Genomic DNA, 2,831 nt, shown 5'->3' with positions numbered 1-2,831 from the left:
TTGCTTTTGCTTCTCAGTAATTTAGGATTTTGCGGAATAGTGGGAGAGGGACTTTCACAGGGACTTGTATTTTTATTCGGGTCCTTCAGTGTTCTTTTTCCCTTTGTCTTATTTTTTCTTGTTGCCTTTACCATGGCAAATCGAAACAATCCGATGATTATGAGGAAGATTCCTTTTATTTGCTTCTTGTATATTTTTCTGGGAGCTTTTCTTCCTGTACTTATTTTCGGAAAGAGTATTCCGGAAGATTTAACGGATTTATTGACCGAAGGGGGAGTACTACCCGGTATTTTTCTTTTGTTTTTAAAGCAGTTTCTAGGTAGCCTGGGAGCCATGATTGTGCTGTTTTTCGCTATTTTATTATGCTTGGTGATGATTACCGAAAAGCCCCTGATGAGCCTCTTTGCTTTATTTTCCGTGCAGACTGCGGAAAAGGCGGGAAGAAGGGCGAAAAGCGATTTACAGAGAATTTCTCAAACTGCCAGAGAAGCTTTGGAGGAAAGAAGATTTAGACGGGAAGAGAGAGAGGCGGATTTTCAAACCACCGACTTTCATTTGGAAGATTTTAAGGAAGAGAGGGAAGTTTCTCCTTTAGAGGCGGAAGAAAATAAGGAGAAGGAAGCGCTCCGTTCCGACTTACTGAGTGTTAAGGAAGAACTGGATTTAATAAACAGTAAGAAGGAAGACTGGAAAGAGGACTCCTTTACGGTGGAAGGCTTATCAGATTCTTCGGAAGTGGAAGAGCTTTTCCCGGAGAATTCTTCGGAGATAGACGCAGTTCCAAAGGTAAAGTCTTTGAAAAAACAGTCTATGAAAGAAGAGCCTTTGGACGAGGAAGCCTTGGACGAAGAGGAGCTGAAGAAGCGTCTTTTACAGGGAGACCCGTCCTCCAGAGTGGTCTACACCGCCGATGGCAGAAGAATTGCTTCCGATAATGAAAACTTACAAAAGCGTATTCAGGAAAAGAAAGAGGAAGAATTAACAGTGGATTCCGTTCCGGAAAAGACTGCAAAACCCTATGTGTTCCCCCCGCTCTCCCTCTTGAAGCGTTCCCATAGTCAGGAAGAGGAAAAACGAAGCGAGATCGAGAAAAATGCCCAGACCTTGAAGGAAACCCTAAAGAGCTTCGGCATTACCGTAAGCATCAGTAATGTTTCCGTAGGTCCCTCCGTTACCCGTTACGAGCTGCAACCGGAGCAGGGGGTAAAATTAGCTAAGATTGTATCCTTAAGCAATGATATTAAGATGCGCTTGGCGGCGGCGGATATCCGAATTGAAGCGCCTATTCCGGGAAAGTCTGCGGTAGGAATTGAAGTTCCCAATAAAAACAGCCAGGTAGTATATTTGGGAGATATTCTGTCTTCTCCCGCCTTTCAGGAAAACAAGATGAAACTGGCCTTTGGTGTGGGAAAAGACATTGGAGGCAAGGTGGTGGTAACGGATATTGCAAAGATGCCTCACTTACTGGTGGCAGGAGCTACGGGAGCGGGAAAATCCGTTTCCATCAACACCCTGATTATGTCCATACTCTATCGCTACAGTCCGGAAGAGGTCAGGATGATTATGGTGGATCCTAAGGTGGTGGAGCTTCAGGTATATAACGGCATTCCTCATTTGCTTATTCCGGTGGTTACGGATCCGAAAAAGGCTGCTGCGGCATTGAACTGGGCTGTGGCGGAGATGACAAGTCGCTATAAGAAATTTGCCGCTTACGGTGTAAGAGACTTATCCGGCTACAACGAAAAAATACGTGGCCTTAGCGAGGAAGAAAGAGAGAAGGAGGGACTTTCCGTTCTTCCCCAGATTTTAATCATTATTGATGAGCTTGCGGATTTGATGATGGTATCGGCGTCGGAAGTGGAGGATGCTATTGTCCGATTGACTCAGCTGGCAAGAGCCTGCGGAATGCATTTGATTATTGCTACCCAAAGACCTTCCGTCAATGTCATAACGGGACTGATTAAGGCAAATGTTCCTTCCCGTATTGCCTTTTCCGTAAGTAGCGGAGTGGATTCCCGTACCATTATCGACATGAATGGAGCGGAAAAGCTTCTGGGAAAGGGAGATATGCTTTTCTTCCCTCAGAATTTACCCAAGCCTATCCGAGTACAGGGAGCCTTTGTATCGGATGAAGAGGTGGCTAAGGTCACGGAATTTTTAAAGTCTCAAGGAGAAGCGGAGTATAACCATTCCATCTCTAAGAGCCTGGAAAAGGAAGCCACGGAAGAGACGGGAGGAAGTCAAAGCGATAGAGACGAGCTTTTTGCGGAGGCCGGATCACTGGTGATTGAAACGGACAAGGCAAGTATCGGCTTTTTACAAAGAAAATTCCGCATCGGTTTTAATCGGGCGGCAAGGATAATGGACCAGTTGGCTGCGGAACATGTCGTTGGAGAGGAGGAAGGCACCAAGGCCAGAAAGGTTTTAATGAACATGGAAGAATTTGAGGAGTTACTGTCTACAGAAAGGATGGAGTAAATGAAATCAGATTTAGAAATTGCTCACGAGGTAACACTGAAACCAATTGCTTTAGTGGCTAGAAATTATGGGATTTCCGAAGAGAATCTGGAACTCTACGGAAAGTATAAAGCAAAATTATCCCAAAGCTTTTGCTCTGCTCAGGAAGGAAAGCAGAAGGGAAAATTGATTCTGGTTACCGCCACCAATCCCACGCCCTTAGGAGAGGGCAAGACCACAGTATCTATCGGCTTAAATGATGCGTTGAACCGTTTAGGAAAGAAGAGCATTGTGGCATTAAGAGAGCCCAGCCTTGGACCATGCTTTGGTGTAAAGGGTGGTGCAGCAGGAGGCGGATATGCTCAGGTTGCTCC

Annotated in this window: 2 protein-coding genes; both read left to right on the top strand. The window is 45.4% G+C overall.

The features are described 5' to 3' along the window. Window positions 1–2,478: FtsK/SpoIIIE family DNA translocase (locus tag ACO4PX_RS09760; protein WP_485572493.1), on the top strand; the 2,478-nt coding region annotated here is incomplete at its 5' end. Continuing rightward, the coding region (locus tag ACO4PX_RS09755; protein WP_485572491.1) for a formate--tetrahydrofolate ligase at window positions 2,479–2,831 on the top strand (353 nt) is incomplete at its 3' end.

The organism is Oribacterium sp. (assembly GCF_057249185.1).
This window is presented reverse-complemented; position numbering and strand designations above follow the sequence as displayed.